Here is a 16,504-nt window from a genome sequence, read left to right as displayed (position 1 = left end):
GCCTCACAGGCTAGGCAGCCCACCGGCGGGCGGCGGGGAGTTCCGCCGAACCGGCTCAGTCGACGATCGCCGAGTAGACGAGCTGGCGAAGCTGGCTGCGCAGCGGGTACGTACTCGACGGCATCAACTGGGTGAACAGCAGCGCGGTGACCTCCTCCACCGGGTCCACCCAGAACGCCGTGCTGGCCAGGCCGCCCCAGTAGAACTCGCCGACGCTGCTCGGGACGCGCGACGGCACCGGGTCCAGCACCACCGCGAAGCCCAGCCCGAAGCCGATCCCGTCGAGGACCGTCTCGGCGAAGCCCTCCGGCGAGAACGAGGCCAGATCCCGGTCGCCCGGCAGATGGTTGCGGGTCATGAAGCGCACCGTGCGGGGGCCGAGCAGGCGCACCCCGTCCAGCGCGCCGCCGCGCAGCAGGAACTGGGTGAACCGGTGGTAGTCCGCCGCGGTGGAGACCAGCCCGCCGCCGCCGGAGTGCCAGGTCGGCTCCGCCAGCGCGGCCCGGCCCACCCCGTCGGCGCGTACCGCCTGGCCGGTGGCCGGGTGCGGCGCGTAGAGGGCGGCCAGGCGCTTCGCGTCCGCCGCGTCCACCCACCAGCGGGTGTCGGTCATCCCCAACGGGCCGAGGATCCGCTCGGCGAAGAACGCGTCCAGCGACTGCCCGGAGATCACCTCGACCAGGCGGCCCAGCACGTCGGTGGAGACGCCGTAGTTCCAGCTCGTGCCCGGCTGGAACAGCAGCGGCAGCCGGGCCAGCCCGGCCGACGCCGCCGCCAGGTCCGCGCCCGCCGGCACGCCCAGGTCGAAACCCGCCGCCCGGTACAGGCCGTCGACCACCGAGACCTGGGCGAAGCCGTACGTCAGGCCCGCCGTGTGGGTGAGCAGGTGCCAGATCCGGATCGGCTCGACCGCCGGCACGGTGTACGGCTTGAGCACCGAACCCCGGTCGTAGACGCGTACGTCGGCGAACTCCGGCAGCCAGCGGCTGACCGGGTCGTTCAGCTCGAACCGGCCCTCCTCCCAGAGCATCATCGCCGCGACCGAGGTGATCGGCTTGGTCATCGAGTAGATGCGCCAGAGCGTGTCCGGCTCGACCGGCGTACCGGCCTCCCGGTCGCGCAGCCCGTACGTCGAGGAGTGGGCGACCTCGCCGCGGCGGCTGACGACGATCTGCCAGCCGGCGAGCCGGCCGTCGTCGACGTACCGGGCGAAGTGCTCGTCGATCCGCGCCAGCCGGGCGGGATCGAATCCGACACGGCCGGGGTCGGTGCTCACGGTGACACTCACGACGCGAACCTACCCGCAGGTACGGCGGCCGGGAAGTGTCACTACTGTCGGTGGCATGCCTGAGCCGGTCGAGGACGTCACCTACCGCCAGCAGGACTGGTACGCCGAGGAGCTGGCCGACCGGCACTTCGTGCGATGCGAGTTCTTCCACGTCGACCTGACCGAGGCGGTCAGCCGGGGCGCGGTCTTCACCGACTGCGTGTTCGGCAACGTGGCGTTCAACGCCTCCCGGCACACCGACTCGGCGTTCACCAGGTGCTCGTTCAGCAAGTGCAACCTCTTCGAGGCCGAGTTCACCGGCTGCAAGCTGGTCGGCAGCACGTTCGACCGCTGCGACCTGCGCCCGCTGCGGGTCGACCGGGGCGACTGGTCGTTCGTCACGCTCGCCGGGGCCGACCTGCGCGGAGCGCGGATCACCGACGTACGGATGCGGGAGGTCGACCTGACCGGCGCCGACCTCACCGGCGCGACGCTGACCGGCGTGGACCTGTCCGGCGCCCAGTTGCACGCCGCCAAGCTGATCCGGGCCGACCTGCGCGGCAGCGACCTGTCCTCGCTCGACCCGACGGCGGTGCAGCGTGCCGACGCGCGGATCGACGCCGAGCAGGCCGTGGTGCTGGCGCAGGCGCTCGGTTTCCAGGTCGGCTGAGTCCGCCGGGAAATATGCCGCGGGTTGTCAGGTTTTCCGGACACACTCGGGCACATGACATGGTGGTCCGACCTGGTGGCGGCCGAGCCCGAGTTCGCGGCGCGGGTGCGCGCCCGCTTCGCGGTCCGCAAGCACGGCACGATGGCGACAGTGCGGCGGGACGGCTCGCCGCGGATCAGCGGCACCGAGTTCGACTTCGGTGACGACGGGCAGCTCCGGCTGGGCAGCATGGTCGGCGCGGTCAAGGCGCTCGACCTGCGCCGCGATCCCCGGGTGGCGCTGCACAGCCCGACCGAGGACGCCCCGCCGGACGACCCGTCCACCTGGGACGGGGACGCGAAGATCGCCGGCCGGGCGCACGAGGAGCCGCCCGCCGAGGACGGCTCGCACCGCTTCCGGATCGAGCTGACCGAGGTGGTCCTCACCCGGGTAGGCAACCCACCCGACCACCTCCTGATAGAGAGCTGGCACCCCGACCGAGGCCTACAGCAACGCACCCGCCATTGACCACAACCCCCGCAACCCCCCGGCCCCGCACCCCTCCGGCCCGCGTCGATCATGAGGTTAGCGGCGTTCGGCGTCCGATTTGTCGCCGCCAACTTCATGATCGACGGAGCTGTCCAGGGCGGGCTGACGCGGGACGCGCTCGGCGCGTCCAGCGGCGGGGGTGGGCGCCTCAGCCTGGGCGATCATGAAGTTGGCGGTGTTTGGTGTCCGGATTGTCACCGCTAACCTCATGATCGACGAGGCTGGGCTGGGCTGGGCTGGGCCGGGGTGGGTGCTCCGTCGCGCCGGGGCTGGGGAGATCTTGGTATGAAGTGGCCCCTATGGGGGCGTGATTGTTCCAAGATCTCTTCTGCGGGCGGCTCGGGGCCGCTTGGGCGTGGGAATTGCGAGGGCTGATGCCTTCTGCAAGATCGCGGTCTGTGTCATTCTCCCTACGGCGAGCCACGGGGCGGGCCGCTCGCCGCCGGTGGCCGAGGGAGGGTCGGTGGCTGAGGACGACGTCGCACGGACCGGGATCCGAGTCGGGGGCTGGCTGCCCACGCCGGACGAACCGGCCGACGCCCCGGAGCGGTACGCAGGTCCACGTCGCCTGCCCGGTGACACCGATCCCACCGTGCCCCGGACGGTGACCCCCCGGGACTCGGACCGCCAACCGGCCGATCTGGACGATCCGGTGCCTGCGGGGAACCTGGAACCGCCCGGTACCGCTGTCTGGCCGCCTCCGCGCAATTCCGGCCCGGCGAACCACGATCTCCCCGCCGCAGGCGCACTCGCGGCTGGTTCCGTAGCGCCCGACCCCCTTGGGGCGGCTACCGTCGCGCCCGGTCCCCTCGGGCCCGGCACATTCCCGGCCGATCCCGTCGCACCCGGCCCACTCGCGCCAGCGCCGCCCGCCCCGGGCCCGCTCGCGCCAGCGCCGCCCGTGCCGGGCTCGCTCCCGCTGGGGGCGCTCGACCCGGGCCCGCTCGCTTCAGGGACGTCCGCGCCGGTGCCCGAGCCGCGGCCGAGCCTGCCCGGCGGCCGGGTTCCGCTGGTCGGGCCGGCCCCGATCGGCCTGCACCTGTCCGGTCCGTCGCCGGCCCGGCCGGTCACTGTCCACAAGCCGGGCGATCCGGCCGACCTCGGGCCGCTGCAAGAGACGGGTGCGGAGGCGAGACCGGGCCGTCACTCCGCCCGGGAGAGTCTGCGGGCACGTCTGGCCGACCTGACCGGCGGCCTGACCGGCCTGACCGGCGGCCTGACCGGCCTGACCGGTGGGCTCGGCGTCCGGCTGCGCTCCGCAACCCGGGCGGCGAAGACCCGGCTGAGCCGGATCCTCGCCCCGATCGCCGGCCCGCTGCGACCCCCGCCCGACGCCCCGGCCACCCGGGTCGCCGCCGCACGGGCCCGCCGTCGGCGCCGGCGCGCCGTGCTGACGGCAATCACGCTGACCGGGCTGGTGGCGGCGCTGGCATACGCGGCCCGGCCACCCACGCAACTCCCGCTGATCCGGGGAACCGCGCCGGTGGCAGCACCAAGCGAACAGGCACCCGGCGGGCAACCCCCGAACAACCAAGCCCCGAACGAGCAAGGCCCGAACAACCAAGGCCCGAACGGGCAAGCCCCGAGCGGGCAGCCATCGAGCGACCAGGCACCGCGCGATCAGACGCCGGCCACCGGCGACCCGGTCGCCCCCGGCGTACCGCTGCTCGACGTGGACCTGGCACCGTTGCCGGGGGCGCTGTCGCTCACCGCGCTCGGTACGCGGGACTGGCGGCACTGGGGCGGCGCCGGCGCGGACAGCTTCCACCGCAAGGCGAGCGGTACCGGCGAGATCCAGGACCCGGGCGGCGAGCGGCTGGAGCACAACGCGGGCGCCTGTGATCTGCGGTGGACCGACGGCGCGCCGACGGCGCGTCAGGACGGCACCCGGGCGGGTGTCTTCCAGCGGGGCGCCGGGAAGAGCTTCACGCTCAGTGTGGCCGGGAGCGGGGATCTGCGGACGGTCCGGTTGTTCGTCGGCACGTTCTCGGCCGGCGCGCGGCTCGACCTGTCGCTGTCCAGCGGTGGTGATCCCGCCGTCCGCGAGGTCGCCCTCGCCGCGGGCGACCGCTTCTACCAGTACGTCATCCGCTTCCGGGCGGGCCCGGGGGAGCGGCTGCTGATCAGGTGGCACGCCCTGACGGTGACCGGCGGGCAGAACGACGGGGTGGCGTTGCAGGCGATCACGGTAAGCTGAGCGGCCGGTCCGGCGAGCGGTCGCCAGGTAACGAACTGGAAACGCCCGTCACTCGACATATGGCGCAAAGGGCCGTGCGGTGACACCGTGAAGCCCGTCGCACACCTGTCGTATCCGGCGGTGTCGCGACCGAAGTGGAGGGTGTGGTGGGCCAGGAGGACCGTCCGCGTACCGGCCCCGGCTCGCACCGGCACGGCCTTCCGCGTACCCGGTCCGCGTTGCGCCGACTGCGCCGCCGGCGGCGGCTGGTGCTGGAAGGGCTGGCCGCGTTCCTCTGCCTGGCGATGCTGGCGGTCTACCTCGGCGTTGAACGGCACGACACGCCTGGCGAGGAGCATGCCGGAGTGCCGGTGGCGCCGCCCGGCCGGGTCGGGCTGCCGAACGAGGCCGACGACACGGTGGTCAACCCGGGGCTGCGTCCCCGGCAGCGGCCACCGTCGCCGAGTCCGACGCCGTCCACGCCGTCGCCGTCACCGACGCCCGCGCCGCCGCCGACCGTCGCCGTGACCCGCGCCGAGGTGCCCGCCACCGTGGACCTCACCGCCGCCGGCCCCACCGACTGGGTCCACTGGGGCCTGACCGGTGCCGACCGGACGGTCCGCAAGCGGGGCGGCTCCGGCGAGATCCGCGACGAGGGCGGCCGGGGGCGGCGGGAGAGCTTCGACAACAACCCCGAGGCGTACGCCTGGCGTGACGGCAACCCGGTCGCGTCGGCGAGCGGAACCATGTCCGGCGTCTACACCTGTCACCGGGGCAGCGGGTTCAACCTGTCGGTGGCCGCCGACGGGCACCAGCGCACGGTGCGTCTGTACGCCGGGCTCTGGATGGCCCGTGGCCGCCTCGACGTGCGCGTCTCCGGCGGCGGCCCGGTGACCACGCTCCGGATGGAGGACCCGCACACCGCGCTCACCACCGAGTTCACGGTCAGGTTCCGCGCCCCGCGCGGCGCGAAGCTGCTGCTGAACTGGACGGTGGAGGAGTCGCTGGGCGACTGCGGCAACGTGAGCCTCCAGGCGGTGGCGCTGCGCTGAGCGGGGACAGTTTGTCCGTCGCGTGCCGGGCGGGGCGTCGTACGTTTCGGTTGTCCCGTCCGACCATCCTCTGTGGAGGCCCGACCGATGACCGGCCCTGCCCCCGTCGCCCCCGCCCGTCCGCGCACCGACTGTGACGTGCTGCGCGAGATCCCGATGCCGCCGTACGTCACGGTCGAGGACGTCCAGTTCGCGGTGCGGGCGGTGGTGGTGCACGCGCCGCGGGCCTGGTCGGGCGGGACGATCTGCCGCAACGACGCCAGCCCGCACCCGTGCCGGCTGCACGTGTGGGGCCGCCGGGTGCTCACGCTGCGCGGACTGCCGTCGGCCGAGATCGACGCGCTGGTCGAGCGCGGTGACCCCGCGGCCGACCCGCGTCCGTACCGCCCCGGCGCCTGAGCACCGGGGCGGCCGGGCCGGTCAGCAGAGCGCGGGCTTCACCCAGGAGCACTCCCGCCCCTCCGGTACGCGCGGCGACTCGGGCGCGGCGGGCACGGTCCGCCGGGCGGTCGCCGTCTCCTTCTCGGTGTACGAGGCGAGCGCGATCGCGATCTGGTCCTCCAGCCCCTTCACCGACGAGGTGAGGTAGTTGTTCAGCACGATCGAGAAGGCGAGCAGCCGCCCGTCGGCGTCGGTGACGTAGCCGGAGAGCGCCGACGCGCCGGTCAGGCTGCCGGTCTTGGCGTGCACGTTGTTCGCGGCGGCGGTGCCGCCCATCCGGCTGCGCAGCGTTCCGCCCACGAACCGGTCCGGGTTGCCGGCCACCGGCAGCGCGGCGTACCAGGTGTCGAACCACGGTTCGGCGCGGACCGCCGAGAGCAGCGTGACGAACTGGGCCGGCGGGACGAGGTTGCGCCGGGACAGCCCGGACCCGTCGCGCTGGCGCAGCGTGCCGGTGTCCACTCCGGCGTCGCCCACGTACCCGCTGATCGCGGACAGTCCGGCGGCCCAGGTGCCGGACCCGGAGAGCTGCCGGCCCAGTTCCTTGGTGAGCACCTCGGCGTGCCCGTTGTTGGAGAGCTTGAGGAACGGCACCATCAGGTCGGCCAGCGGCATCGAGTCGTGCCGGGCGAGCGGCTTGGCGGTGTCAGGGGTGGCGGTGCCGAGCACGGTCCGGCCGAGCACCCGTACGCCGTGTCGCCGCAGCGCGGAGCGGAACACGTCGGCGGCGTACCCGGTCGGCTCCCACACGGTCACCCAGTCGCTCTCGGCGGCCTGGCCGACCGCGATCTGGCCGGTGACGACCACCGTGTTGCCGCCGTGCTCACGTTCGAAGGAGATGGTGGTCTCGCCGTCGGCGACGGTCTCGGCCCGGTTGTCGATCCGCAGCCAGCCGTTGTCCGGGGTCATGGTGATCTTCGGCCGGGCGCCGGCCCGGGTGCCCGGGGCGGCGTGCACGATCACGGTGCCGGCGTCGTAGTCGGTGTCCGGGGCGACCGTCAGCGCCGACACCTGGGCGGCGTAGTAGTAGGGCTCGTCGTCCCAGGTCCAGTCCGGACCGAGCCGGCCCTTGTCGTACCGGGTGTCGTCGGCGACCAGGTCGCCCGCGACCACGCGTACGCCCGCCGCGGCGACCTGCTCGGCGAGCCGGTCGTAGTCGGCGGCGAGGATGGTGGGGTCGCCGCCGCCGCGCAGGTAGAGGTCGCCGCGGAGCATCCCGGCGCGGCGCGGCCCGTCGGCGCTCACCTCGGTGGTGAAGCGGTGACCCGGTCCGAGCAGTTCCATCGCCGCCGCCGAGGTGAGCAGCTTGGTGTTGGAGGCGGGGATGAGCCGCCGGGTGCCGTTGCGGTCGTAGAGCGTGCGGCCGGTGGCGGTGTCGACGACGACCACGCCCGCCTGCGCCCCGTCGAGACGGCTGTCGGCGAGGACCGCGTCGATTGTGGCGTTCAGCCGGGTCTGCGCCGGGGTGGGCGCTTCGGCCGTGGCGGTGGTGGTGCCGGCGGCGGCCGCGGTGGCGACCAGCGCCAGCACCGCGAGTGCCCGGGGAAATAGGCGACGATGCATGGGAAGATGCTGCCACGGAGATTTCCTGCGGAAAAGACTCCGGAGTGAAAGGTTATTTGCGGCCACCGGCGGTGGCGCCGCAAACCCCCGGTGTTCCCGCTTCGGACCGGGGAAAACTCCTGCTCACCGAGGAGCGGCCGATCATCGGGTTCCGTTTGACGGATGACCGGGCAGCGGGCACGGTGGGGGTGAGGGCCGTGCAACAGCCCTGCTTCCAGTGCGGCGAGATCGTGTCTCGCCCGCTTCCGGGTCGCGAGCCGACCGCGTGGGCCGTGTCGCCCGCGAAACCCGACACCCAGCCATGAGGAGTTCAGCCATGCTGACCATGACCGACAACGCCGTCCTGGTGATCCGTGACCTCGCCGCCCAGCAGGACGTCGCCGACGCGGGTGGGCTGCGCATCGCCGCCGACACCGACGCCGGTTCGCTCTCGATCGAGCTGGTGCCGCAGCCGGTGCAGGGCGACCAGGTGGTGGACACCGAGGGTGCGCGCATCTTCCTCGACTCGGACGCGGCCGAGCTGCTCAGCGACACGTCGGTGGACGCGATGGTCGACGAGGAGGGCGTGGTCCAGTTCGGCTTCACCGAGAAGGAGTGAGTTCAGCCGGCGCGCTGGTCCGGTTCCGGCCGGACCAGCGCGGCCAGCACGTGCGCCAGGTGGTGCGACGTACTCCACGCGATCCAGTTGGCCGGTGAGCCCGCGCCGGCGCCCCGCCGGGCCCGCCGGACGATCTCGTGGTCGCCCCAGGAGAAGCCGGCCCCGGCGGGCGACCAGTGCGGCGCGGCGGTGAGCGTGCGGCACAGGTCGGCGAACCGCTCGTCGCCCCGCCCGCCCCGCCGCGACCAGCGGTAGACCCACCACGCGTCGTCGGCGGCCCAGCGCAGCGTCGGTGTCCGGTCGCCGGGCTCGTCCGCGTCCCGCACCGCGCAGCCCACGCCGTAGTCGCCGTACCCGAGGCGCAGGTCGGCCAGACGCCGCCAGAGCGACCAGTCGTAGCGGTCCACGCGGACCGGTTCGTCCACCGGCAGCCGGGACAGGGCCGGCGGCATCCCACCGGCCGCCGTCGTCACCGAGCGCCAGGCGTGCCGCCGGGCCCACTGCGCGGCACGCCGGATCCGTGGCTCGGCCAGCCGGACGTCGGCCCGGCAGCACACGTCCCCGGCATCGAGCAGCAGGTCGCACTGCTCGGGCAGCAGACCCGTCACCCGCCACACCCGTTCCGCCGCCGCCGTGGCGGCGTCCGGCCCGGCCCGGTCCGGGCCGAGGCGCAGCCGGACGACCGCGTGGTGCGCCCAGGCCCGGGCCGCCGCGCCGTGCGCGGCCAGCCGCCGGTCGCTGTCCGCGAGACCGATCACCGGCACCAGCGGTACGCCCCAACGGACCGGGTCGTGTTCGGTGGCGTCCGGCAGGGCCGACACGTCGACGGCGGGCAGCAGCCCGGCCGGAAGGCGTCTCAGTGCGTCCACGATGGACGGTGTGTCGGCCGGGACGTCGAGGACCGGTGCGAGCAGCGCGGCCGAGGTGTCGTCGAGCCGGGTCAGCGCCTCCAGCTCTCCGCGCCGTGCGGCCAGCACCGGGCGGTAGACCGGCGGTCGACCTCGGAGCGGCTGCACCATACTTCAATGTAGCCAGATGATTGCGCAGCGTCATGGTTTCCGGGCGGCTCCGATGCGGCAGCCGGCCGTCCCAACCGGCGGCCAATGGATGATCAGGTAGACGTTTCCGCAGCTCAGAGCCGTCCAATGTCCTTGATCGGACAGTTCTCCGGGTGGTTGCCGGGCGGTGCGCCGACATAGCGTCGGAATCATCGAGGGTGATCGCCGACGATCGCCCGGAAGCGTACGAACGCCTCCGGCCGGCGTACCGGCGGGAGAGAGGATCACCATGCCCAGCCGTAGAGCAAGGAGGGAGACCACCGGCCAGCCGATCCCGAGCATGCGGGATGCCGCGCGCGCCGACACCGAGATCAACTCGTGTTCGCCGGTCGGGCTGCCGGCCACCGCGCGCATGCTGTTCGCCGTGGTCGACGCCAACGGAAGGCTCGTCCGCGGCCTCGGCGCCACCTCGGCCACCCGGCTCGCCCCCGGGATGTACCAGGTCGCGTTCGACCAGGACGTGGCCGGAGCGGCGTACGTCGGGACGGTCGGCCCCGCGACGGCGAACGGGCTGGTCCCGCAGGGTGTCATCACGGTGGCGCCGCGCTCGGGGATCGCCAACGCGGTGTTCGTCGAGACGCACGGCACGAGCGGGCACGCGGACCGCCCGTTCCACCTGGCCGTGCTGGCCTGACCGGACCCGCAGACGAGCGCACGGCGCCGCACGACCTCCGGTCGTAACGTCGCCGCGCTCCGGCCGTCTCCCACCACCGCAGCCGTACGGCGGTACGCCGGCGGGGACCTGGCTCGACCGGCCCAGCAGTGCGCCGGTCTTGTCGGCAGCACATGCCCCTTCCGAGGGCATCCAAACCGGATCGGCGTGGGGAATTCCACCATCTGCGACTCCCGGCGTGGCGGGCGCGTGATCGGGGTATGAGCGGGCCATGGAGCATTTCACTATCGCGACAGTCGCCGAGAAGAGTCCCGACTTCCGCCGCGTGCTCTGGACCGGGGAGCACACCCAGCTGGTCATCATGACCATTCCGCCGGGCGGCGAGATCGGCGAGGAGGTCCACGAGGGCATCGACCAGATCCTCACGTTCGTCAGCGGCACCGGCGAGGCGCGGGTGGCCGGGGAGAAGAAGGAGGTCGTCTCCGGCGACCTGGTGGTCGTGCCGGCCGGCACGAAGCACAACTTCGTCAACACCGGGCCGAACCCGCTGGTGCTCTACACCGTCTACGGCCCGCCCGAGCACGCCGACGGCGCGGTGCACAAGACGAAGGAGGAGGCGGACGCCGCCGAGGAGGCGGGCGAGGACGAGCCGCCCACCTCCTGACCTCCGGTCGAGCGGGGCGCCACGACCTCGCCTGTCACACGGGCGCCCCGCTGTGCACCAGGCCCGGATACTTGACGCCGGCGCCGGTGTTGAGCACCACCACGCGCTCACCCGGCCGGATCCACCCGCCCGCGCGCAGGTGCCGGGCGGCGGTCAGGCAGGCCGCGCCCTCCGGGCAGAGCAGCAGCCCCTCCCGGGCGGCGAAGTCGCGCAGGTCGGTGAGGATCTCCGCGTCGTCCACGGCGATCGCGGTGCCGGCGCTGTCCCGCAGCGCAGACAGGATCAGCTCGTCGCCGAGCGGGGCGGGCACCGTGATGCCGAACGCGACGGTGTGTGCGTCCTCCCACGGGGTGGCGCGGTCCTCGCCGGCCGCGAACGCCCGCACGATCGGCGCGCACCCGGTGGACTGCACCGCGACCAGCCGGGGCAGCCGGTCCTCCACCCAGCCCAGCTCGCGCAGCTCGTGCAGCGCCTTGTGGATGCCGATCAGCCCGACGCCCCCGCCGGTCGGGTAGACGATCACGTCGGGCACCTGCCAGCCGAGCTGCTCGACGATCTCGTACCCCATGGTCTTCTTGCCCTCCAGGCGGTACGGCTCGCGCAGCGTGCCGGCGTCGAAGATCCCGCCGTCCGACCCGGCGATCAGCTCGGCGATCTCCCGGCCCGCGTCGTTGATCAGGCCGTCGATCAGCCGCAGGTCGGCACCGGCGGCCAGGCACTCCTCGCGGCAGATGGTCGGCGCGGCCAGCGGCATGGCGATGGTCGCGCCCATCCCGGCCCGCGCCGCGTACGTGGCCCAGGCCGCGCCGGCGTTGCCGTTCGTGGGCATGGCGATCCGCCGCACGCCCAGCTCCCGGGCCCGGCTCACGCCCACCGACGCGCCGCGCGCCTTGAACGACCCGGTCGGGGTCAGCCCCTCGTCCTTGACGATCAGGTCCGCGATGCCGATCTCGTGCCCGTACGCGGGCGCGCGCCACATCGGCGTCCAGCCCTCGCCCAGCGTGGTGACGAACCGGGGATCGGCCACCGGCAGCAGCTCCCGGTAGCGCCACAGGTCGGCCGGGCGCAGCCCGAACTGCTCCGGGGCGACCGTGGCGGCCACCGCGGCGAGGTCGTAGCGGGCCAGCAGCGGCGAGCCGCAGCCGCACAGGTTCTGCAACACGTCGGCCGGGTGTTCACGACCGCAGCGCGGGCACTCCAGGTGCGTCAGGTGCACGGTGGTCCTCAGCTCGCGTCGATGCTCAGCCAGTGCCGGCTGCGCCGGCCCGGCTCGTACGGGGAGTCGAGGCGTTTCGCCACCACTCCCGGGAGCCCCTGCTCACGGGCGGCCCGCAGGGCGTCCGCACCGACTCCCGGGAACCACGGCGGAGTCTGCCAGTGCGGACCGGTGAGCGCCAGACCGTCGAGCAGGTCACGGCGTTGCGCGTACGGCACGTCGAGGCTGGACACGCCCTCCAGCCAGAGCAGGTCGACGGCGAGGAACTGCCCGTCGCGCCGGGTCGGCGGACGGACCCGCCCGGCCGGGTCGATCCGCACCAGCACGCCGTCGAGCACCGCCTCGGCCGGGGCCAGCGCCTCGGCCATCGCCCGCGCCCACGGATACTCCCCGGTGATCTCCGTGTCGTCGCCGTCGAGCAGCCGCAGCCGGCCGCCCGAGACGTACGCCATCGCGCGCACGCCCGCCCAGCGCAGCTCGTACCCCCAGGCGGCGGCGTCGCGCGGCAGCCGCCCGCCGTCGGCGGGCCGCATCGGGCGGACCAGCTCGGGCATCGGCGTCCAGCCCTCCGGCGCCGGGTCGGTGCGCCTGATCATCCAGTCCCGGCCCCGGCCGCCGGTGGCGAACAGCACGTACCGGCCCTTCGTGCGCTCGCCGTCGAGCACCACGATCACCTCGTCGTCGCGCCACTTCTCCGCGCGGTAGGTGCCGGTGTCGTGCACGGTCATCCGCCCGCCGCCGTACTCCCCGGCGGGGATCTCCCCGTGGAACGTCAGGTACTCCATCGGGTGGTCCTCGGTGTGCACGGCCAGGTGGTTGCGGCCCGGGTCGCGGGGCAGGCCGCGCGGCACCGCCCAGGAGGCCAGCACGCCGTCGTGCTCCAGCCGCAGGTCCCAGTGCAGGCTGCGGGCGTGGTGCTGCTGGATGACGAAGCGGGGCGCGCGCCGCGCGGACCGCTTCCGCCCGGCAGCCCGCTCGGGCACCGGTTCCGGCGTACGCGCGGCGTCCCGTTTCCGCCGGTACTCCTCCAGCCGGTCCGCCATCCCCGCATCCTCCCCCAGACCCGCCGTGCGCGCCGGGATGCCGGTGTGTGTGCGGCGAACCGGGGTAGAACGGGGGACATGGACAGCGACCAGCCCACCCTCCCGCTCACCGGCGACGTCCGGATCCCGCTGCTCGGCTTCGGCACGTGGCAGGCCACCGGCGAGGCCGGGTTCCAGGCGGTGCTCGCCGCGCTGGACGCCGGCTACCGGCACATCGACACGGCCACCATGTACGGCAACGAGAAGGAGGTCGGGCGGGCGGTCAGGGAGAGCGGGCTGCGCCGCGAGGACGTCTTCATCACCACCAAGCTGCCGCCGGACCGGGTGGGCCGGGAGCGGGAGACCATCGAGGCCAGCCTGGCCGCCCTGGACACCGACTACGTCGACCTGTGGCTGGTGCACTGGCCGCCGTCCGCGCCGGGCGACAGCATCCCGGTGTGGCGGGAGATGCTCGCGGCGCGGGACGAGAACATGGCGCGCACGGTCGGCGTGAGCAACTACTCGATCGGGCAGATCGACGAGCTGATCCAGGCCACCGAGGAGACGCCGGCGGTCAACCAGATCCGCTGGAGCCCGTCGCTGTACGACAGGCAGACGTACGCCGCGCACCGGGACCGGGGCGTGGCGCTGGAGGGGTACAGCCCGTTCAAGACCAGCGACCTGTCCGACCCGGTGCTGGTCCGGATCGCCCAGGCGCACGACGTGTCGCCGGCCCAGGTGGTGCTGCGCTGGCACATCGACCACGAGATCATCGTCATCCCGAAGTCGGTCACGCCGGAGCGGATCCGGGCCAACGTCGACGTGTTCGGGTTCTCGCTCACCGCCGAGGAGATGCGCGACATCGACGCCCTCGCCGGCTGAGGCGTACACGTGCAAGGGGCGCGGTCCGCTGCGGACCGCGCCCCTCACCGTGTGCGGTGGTCAGCCCCGGGCGCAGGTGGAGCCGTTGAGCGTGAAGCTGCTCGGCGCGGAGTAGCTGCCGTTCAGCGTCGCCTGGTAGCCGAAGCTGGTCGACGCCCCGGGCGCCAGCGTGCCGTTGTAGCCGGCGTTGCGGGCGGTCACCGCCGAGCCGCTCTGGCTGACAGTGGCGTTCCACGCGTTGGTGACGGTCTGCCCGGAGGGCAGGTTGTAGTTCAGCGTCCAGCCGTTGATCGTGCCGGAGCCGGTGTTCTTGACCGTCACGTCGGCGGTGAAGCCGTTGTTCCACACGTTCGCCGCCTTGTAGGTGACGGTGCAGGACGCGCCGCCCGACGGCGGGGGCGTGGTCGGGGCCGACGTGGTCGGCGGCGCCGACGTGGGCGGCGGGTTCGAGCCGGTGTTGACGCTCTGCGAGAACGAGTTCACCGCCAGCCCGACGCCGCCCTGCCACGGCTCGAAGCCGGCCTGGATGCTGGTCAGGTACCAGTCGTTGGTGATCGCACCCCGGTTACGGGTGTCGTTGATGAACGCCAGCGCGTCGAAGCTGAGGCTGGGGATGGCCGACGGCGACAGGTACGAGATGACGTTGTTGGAGCCGTTGCTGCCGCGCCAGACCTCCCAGGTGCGGCCCGCGATGCTGGCGGTGCCGACCGGCGAGCCGATGGGCTGGATCGAGCCCTGCCGGTTGAGCCAGATCATGATCTCCATCTGGTTCACGCCGTCGCGCTTGGGCGACGGGTCGAGCCAGATGTCGTACGACGCGTTGAAGATCGCGCCGCTGACGTAGTTGTAGCTGATGCTGGACGGCGCGCTGCTGATGTTCTTCACCTGCACCGGCAGGTTCGTGCCGGGTGAGCAGTTGGTGTAGTGGCAGCCCACGAAGATCGACGGGTACGCGACCGGCGCCCCGTTGGTCGGCGCGGAGCCGTCCGCCCGGGTGATGGAGAAGCCGGTCGAGGTGACGTTGATGCACTGCTGGGCGGTGGTGCCCCAGCGGTTGTTCTGCACCACGTACTTGCCGCCGATGGTGGTCGAGCCGTACTGCTCGCAGATCTGGGTGTCGGCGGAGGCGGTGCCGCCGAGCGCGACGGCGACGAGGGTGCCGGCGGCGAGCAGTCCGGCCGCCGCGAGGGCCCTGAGTGGACGCTTCATGATGCTCCTTGGCTCGGCGCGGGGACGGCGCCGGTTCGGTCGGTGGTACGGGCGGGAGCGCTCCCACGATGCAAGGAACACATTTACATGTCTCGAATCATTGCGCAAATGCGCCGGGCTCGTTAACGCTCCGCGTCCGGCCGGTGGCGCCCGGGGTCGCCGCGAGCGTCCCCTTCCCCCAGATGGAGGCGGGATTCCTGCCGGTGGGACGGGGTGCGCCGCCGACCGGCGTCCCGCGCCGGGGCGCACGGGCACTTCCGTCGCCTGGTTGCGGCGAGTAATGTCTTGCCTCCAACGCGTTCCGATCCCCCTCCGGAGGCGTACCCCGTGATGGGTGGTTCCCCCCTGCGCATCCTCGTCGTCGGCGCGGGCATCGCCGGCCTCGCCGTGGCCCGGGCGCTGCGCCTGGCGGGGTTCCGGCCCGACGTCACCGAGCGGCTGCCACCCACCGAGTCGATCGACTCCGGCCTCTACCTGCCGGGCAACGCCGCCCGCGCGATGCGCCGGCTCGACCTGGACGGGCCGCTGCGCCCGCTCGGCCAGGTGATCCGCCGCCAGCGCTTCCTCGACGCCGCCGGAGCGCCGCTGTGCGAGGTCGACCTCGACGCGCTCTGGGCCGGTGTGGGGGAGTGCCGGGCGCTGCCCCGGGCCGAACTGCACCGGGTGCTGCTCACCGGCGCCGGCGGCGCGGTGCGCCACGGCGCCGAGGTGAGCACAGTCGACCCGCTGCCCGGCCGGGTCGCCGTCGGCTTCACCGACGGCACCAGCAGCGAGTACGACCTGGTCGTCGGCGCCGACGGGCCCCGCTCGGCGGTACGGACGCTCGCCGCGCTCGGCGGACCGCCACGCCCCGCCGGGCAGGTGGTCTACCGCGCCCTGGTGCGCGGCGGCCCCCGCATCGCGGACTGGACCGCCCTGCTCGGCCAGCGGGCCGGGTTCCTGGTGGTGCCGCTCGGCGCCGGGAGGCTCTACTGCTACGCCGACGAGGCCGGCACCGAGCTGCCCGCCGACCCGCTCGCCCGCCTGCACGAACTGTTCGGCTCCTACGGCGGGCCGGTGCCCGAGGTGCTGGCCGCGCTGGAGACCGTGTCCGTCGAGCGCACCGAGGAGGTCGAGCTGGGACGCTGGTTCCACGGCCGGGTGCTGCTCGTCGGTGATGCCGCTCACGCCACCGCGCCGACGCTGTCCCAGGGCGCGGCCATGGCGCTGGAGGACGCCGTCGTGCTCGCCGAGTCGCTGCGGGCCGCCGGCAGCGTCGACGCCGCGCTGATCGCGTACGAGAGCCGTCGCCGCCCGCGTACCCGCTGGGTGCGGGACCGGACCCGGGACCGCAACCGCACCCGCGACGTCCCGCCGGCGCTGCGCGACCCGTTGCTGCGCGGACGCGGCGGGCGGATCTTCCGGGAGCACTACCGGCTCCTGACCGGCCCCCTCTAGAGGGCGGGAGATCGTAGCCGCCCACCCCACGCGGCGGGGCCACCTACCGGGGACTATCCTCCTTGCGGATGACGGCTGCGCCGATGACCAGCGCGCCGAGCGGGACAA

16 protein-coding genes are annotated in these 16,504 nt (G+C 73.6%); 10 read left to right on the top strand and 6 right to left on the bottom strand.

From position 1 onward, the window contains the following. Positions 1-55: 55 nt before the first annotated feature. A complete protein-coding gene (locus tag ACN27C_RS01850) occupies positions 56-1,288 on the bottom strand; it encodes a serine hydrolase domain-containing protein (protein WP_422750279.1) in 1,233 nt (410 codons plus the stop codon). Positions 1,289-1,343: 55 nt separating this feature from the next. Between ACN27C_RS01850 and ACN27C_RS01845 the strand changes: the two genes are divergently transcribed. The 5 genes from ACN27C_RS01845 (at position 1,344) to ACN27C_RS01825 (ending at position 6,092) form a co-directional block, all read left to right on the top strand. Further along, positions 1,344-1,937: a pentapeptide repeat-containing protein gene (locus tag ACN27C_RS01845; RefSeq protein WP_120571426.1), complete on the top strand. Its 594-nt coding sequence runs from the start codon at positions 1,344-1,346 to the stop codon at positions 1,935-1,937. Between the two features lie 54 nt (positions 1,938-1,991). After that, positions 1,992-2,444 (top strand): pyridoxamine 5'-phosphate oxidase family protein, encoded by a 453-nt coding sequence (locus ACN27C_RS01840; protein ID WP_422750278.1) that lies wholly within the window; start codon positions 1,992-1,994, stop codon positions 2,442-2,444. Positions 2,445-3,432: 988 nt separating this feature from the next. Beyond that, positions 3,433-4,662, top strand: coding sequence for a hypothetical protein (locus ACN27C_RS01835; protein WP_422750277.1), 1,230 nt, complete (start codon positions 3,433-3,435; stop codon positions 4,660-4,662). A 146-nt stretch (positions 4,663-4,808) separates the two neighbouring features. Continuing rightward, a complete protein-coding gene (locus ACN27C_RS01830) occupies positions 4,809-5,693 on the top strand; it encodes a hypothetical protein (RefSeq protein ID WP_422750276.1) in 885 nt (294 codons plus the stop codon). Positions 5,694-5,780: 87 nt separating this feature from the next. Then, the gene (locus tag ACN27C_RS01825; RefSeq protein ID WP_013284338.1) at positions 5,781-6,092 is read left to right on the top strand and encodes a hypothetical protein; all 312 of its coding nucleotides are present in this window, start codon (positions 5,781-5,783) and stop codon (positions 6,090-6,092) included. A 21-nt stretch (positions 6,093-6,113) separates the two neighbouring features. Here the strand turns inward: ACN27C_RS01825 and dacB are convergent, their stop codons facing one another. After that, positions 6,114-7,697 (bottom strand): D-alanyl-D-alanine carboxypeptidase/D-alanyl-D-alanine endopeptidase, encoded by a 1,584-nt coding sequence (dacB, locus tag ACN27C_RS01820; protein WP_120571423.1) that lies wholly within the window; start codon positions 7,695-7,697, stop codon positions 6,114-6,116. Between the two features lie 316 nt (positions 7,698-8,013). On the opposite strand from dacB, the gene ACN27C_RS01815 reads away from it, so the two are divergent. Further along, on the top strand, positions 8,014-8,295 hold the full coding sequence (locus ACN27C_RS01815; RefSeq protein WP_422750275.1) for an iron-sulfur cluster biosynthesis family protein: 282 nt from the start codon (positions 8,014-8,016) through the stop codon (positions 8,293-8,295). 2 nt (positions 8,296-8,297) lie between these two features. On the opposite strand, the gene ACN27C_RS01810 is transcribed toward ACN27C_RS01815, so the two are convergent. After that, positions 8,298-9,314: a beta family protein gene (locus tag ACN27C_RS01810; RefSeq protein ID WP_393155304.1), complete on the bottom strand. Its 1,017-nt coding sequence runs from the start codon at positions 9,312-9,314 to the stop codon at positions 8,298-8,300. Positions 9,315-9,582: 268 nt separating this feature from the next. On the opposite strand from ACN27C_RS01810, the gene ACN27C_RS01805 reads away from it, so the two are divergent. Together ACN27C_RS01805 and ACN27C_RS01800 are read left to right on the top strand one after the other, a co-directional pair. After that, complete coding sequence (locus ACN27C_RS01805) at positions 9,583-9,987, top strand: hypothetical protein (protein WP_121686001.1); 405 nt, start codon at positions 9,583-9,585, stop codon at positions 9,985-9,987. A gap of 250 nt (positions 9,988-10,237) precedes the next feature. Further along, on the top strand, positions 10,238-10,630 hold the full coding sequence (locus ACN27C_RS01800; RefSeq protein ID WP_013284343.1) for a cupin domain-containing protein: 393 nt from the start codon (positions 10,238-10,240) through the stop codon (positions 10,628-10,630). A 34-nt stretch (positions 10,631-10,664) separates the two neighbouring features. On the opposite strand, the gene ACN27C_RS01795 is transcribed toward ACN27C_RS01800, so the two are convergent. Continuing rightward, positions 10,665-11,846, bottom strand: coding sequence for a threonine synthase (locus ACN27C_RS01795; RefSeq protein ID WP_350814078.1), 1,182 nt, complete (start codon positions 11,844-11,846; stop codon positions 10,665-10,667). Positions 11,847-11,854: 8 nt separating this feature from the next. After that, the gene (locus ACN27C_RS01790; protein WP_357796315.1) at positions 11,855-12,889 is read right to left on the bottom strand and encodes a DNA polymerase ligase N-terminal domain-containing protein; all 1,035 of its coding nucleotides are present in this window, start codon (positions 12,887-12,889) and stop codon (positions 11,855-11,857) included. 78 nt (positions 12,890-12,967) lie between these two features. Here ACN27C_RS01790 and ACN27C_RS01785 point away from each other — a divergent pair, with 78 nt between their 5' ends. Further along, positions 12,968-13,750, top strand: a complete 783-nt coding sequence (locus ACN27C_RS01785) for an aldo/keto reductase (RefSeq protein WP_350814080.1) — start codon at positions 12,968-12,970, stop codon at positions 13,748-13,750. A gap of 60 nt (positions 13,751-13,810) precedes the next feature. Here the strand turns inward: ACN27C_RS01785 and ACN27C_RS01780 are convergent, their stop codons facing one another. Next, a complete protein-coding gene (locus ACN27C_RS01780) occupies positions 13,811-14,959 on the bottom strand; it encodes a GH12 family glycosyl hydrolase domain-containing protein (protein WP_350814081.1) in 1,149 nt (382 codons plus the stop codon). A 330-nt stretch (positions 14,960-15,289) separates the two neighbouring features. On the opposite strand from ACN27C_RS01780, the gene ACN27C_RS01775 reads away from it, so the two are divergent. Continuing rightward, positions 15,290-16,396 (top strand): FAD-dependent monooxygenase, encoded by a 1,107-nt coding sequence (locus ACN27C_RS01775; RefSeq protein ID WP_120571416.1) that lies wholly within the window; start codon positions 15,290-15,292, stop codon positions 16,394-16,396. The last annotated feature ends 108 nt before the right edge of the window (positions 16,397-16,504 follow it).

This window comes from Micromonospora sp. WMMD1219, assembly GCF_049315215.1.
Classification (GTDB): domain Bacteria; phylum Actinomycetota; class Actinomycetes; order Mycobacteriales; family Micromonosporaceae; genus Micromonospora; species Micromonospora tulbaghiae.
The sequence above is the reverse complement of the archived record's forward strand: the minus strand, read 5'-3'. Positions and strand labels throughout refer to the sequence as shown.